2 protein-coding genes and 1 pseudogene are annotated in these 2,393 nt (G+C 67.4%); all 3 read left to right on the plus strand.

Annotation, left to right across the window (positions count from 1 at the left end; genetic code table 11):
• A partial coding sequence (locus PGX04_RS21825; RefSeq protein ID WP_273740424.1) for a DegT/DnrJ/EryC1/StrS family aminotransferase occupies positions 1-1,020 on the plus strand: 1,020 nt, incomplete at its 5' end.
• A complete protein-coding gene (locus PGX04_RS21830) occupies positions 1,017-2,042 on the plus strand; it encodes a Gfo/Idh/MocA family protein (protein WP_273740425.1) in 1,026 nt (341 codons plus the stop codon). The genes PGX04_RS21825 and PGX04_RS21830, both read left to right, overlap by 4 nt.
• Positions 2,042-2,393 (plus strand): annotated as a pseudogene (locus PGX04_RS21835) (nucleotide sugar dehydrogenase); the annotation flags it as partial. The gene PGX04_RS21830 and the pseudogene PGX04_RS21835, both read left to right, overlap by 1 nt.

Genomic DNA, 2,393 nt, shown 5'->3' on the forward strand with positions numbered 1-2,393 from the left:
GGGCCGGAAGTCAGGGCCTTCGAGGACGAATTCGCGGCCTACTGTGGCACCGACGACGCGGTCGCGACGGCCAACGGAACAACCGCGTTACACGCCGCCCTCGAGGCGATCGGACTCGAGGACGGCGACGCCGTGATTACGTCGCCGTTTTCCTTCGTCGCGAGTGCGAACGCGATCCGACTGGCGGGCGGCAACCCCGTCTTCGCCGATATCGATCCCGAGACCTACACGCTGGATCCGGCCGACGTACAACGGGTGCTCGCCGAGCGCGACGACATCGCCGGGCTCCTGCCGGTCCACCTCTACGGACTGCCCGCGGACATGCCGGCGCTGTGTGACATCGCCGACGAGCGCGATCTGTTCGTCCTCGAGGACGCGTGCCAGGCCCACGGGGCGAAAGTCGACGGCGAGCGAGTCGGCACGTTCGGTGACGCGGCCTGCTTCTCGTTCTATCCGACGAAGAACATGACGACCGGCGAGGGCGGAATGATCGTCACCGACCGCGACGACGTCGCCGACCGCGCCGCGAGCTACGTCAACCACGGCCGGGACGTGAGCGGGACCGGCGGCTACGACCACGTCGCTCTCGGGCACAACTTCAGGATGACGAGTATCGAGGCGGTGATCGGCCGCGTCCAGCTCGAGCGGCTGTCGGAATCTAACCGCGCCCGCCGTGAGAACGCGGCAGCGTACGACGAGCGGTTCGCCGACCTCCCGCTCGAGACGCCGACGGAGCCGGCCGGCTTTCAGCACGTCTACCATCAGTATACGGTTCGGACGGAAGATCGGGACGCCCTCGAGACGGCCCTCACCGATCGTGACGTCGGGACGGGGATCTACTACGAGACGCCGATTCATCACCAGCCGGCCTACGAAACGGTCAGTACGGCCGCGGCGCGGCTCCCTCACGCGGAACGGGCGGCCGAGGAGGTGCTATCACTGCCCGTTCACCAGGGCCTGTCGACACGCGACAGGGAGACCGTTGTCGAAGCAGTGCGGGATCACGTTACCTGCCAATGAGTACGGACAGAACGACTGACGCGACGACCGATGAACAGATTCGAGCCGGCGTCATCGGCGTCGGCTCGATGGGCGAAAACCACGCGCGCATCTACGCCGAACTACCGCGCGTCGAACTCGCCGGCGTCACCGACCACGACGACGGGATCGCGCGGCGAGTCGCCGACGAATACGGGACCGAACCGATCGATCTCGAGACGCTGTGCGAACGCTGTGACCTCGTGACGGTGGCCGTTCCGACCCACGCCCACTACGAGACGGTCTCGACCTGTCTCGAAGCGGGCGTCAACGTGCTGGTCGAGAAGCCGATCGCGGAAACCGTCGAGCAGGGCCAGAAACTGGCCGAACGGGCCCGCGAGGCGGGGCTCGTCTTGCAGGTCGGTCACATCGAGCGGTTCAACCCAGCGGTGCAGACGGTCGAGGAGCTGATCGACGATCTGGACGTGATCAGCATCGAGGCCCACCGGCTCGGCCCGCCGATCGATCGGACGGCACCGGGCAACGTGGTCTTCGACCTGATGGTCCACGACGTCGACGTCGTCGGCTCGATACTCGACGAAAAACCGCACTCGGTCGCCGCGATGGGGTCCGAGAACGGCAACTACGCCACCGCGACGATCGAGTACGACGACGCCATCGCGACGGTGACGGCGAGCCGCGTCACCCAGAAGAAAGTGCGAACGCTCACCGTCACCGCCCGCGAGTGTCTCGTCGAGGTCGACTATCTCGAGCAGTCGGTGCTGATCCACCGCGATTCCTACCCCGAGTACCTCACGGACGACGGCCAGTCCCGATACCGCCACGAGAGCGTCGTCGAGCGACCTCGCGTCGACACCGGCGAGCCGCTTCGAAACGAACTCGAGTCGTTCGTCGAGGCGGTTCGCGCCGGCACCGAGCCGGAAGTGACCGCCGAGGACGGCATTCAGGCCCTCGAGACGGTCCAGCTGATCGATCGGCTCGCGATGGGGCCGACGGACGAGACGGACGACGAACCGCCGCGGGAGCCGGAGGTGGAAGCCTGATGCCGGACGTCTCTGGCGACGGCCGCGACGCGACCAACGGGTGGACTACCGACGGGCTCTACGGCTCGAGCCAGTCCCCCGACCGTCAGCGCGACCGCCTGACGGGCGGCGAAATTCCGGTCGCCGTCTACGGCCTCGGGAAGATGGGGCTTCCGCTCGCAGCGGTCTACGCCGAGACCACGGGGAACGTAACCGGCGTGGACATCGATCCAACCGTCATCGAGACGATCACCGACGGTGAAAGTCACGTCGTCGGCGAACCCGGCCTCGCGGCCCTCGTCGCCGACCAGGTCGATGCGGGACGGCTCGAGGCCACGACCGACGGGTCGGCGGCGGCGTCTACGGCGCAGA

This window comes from Natrinema soli (assembly GCF_028618695.1).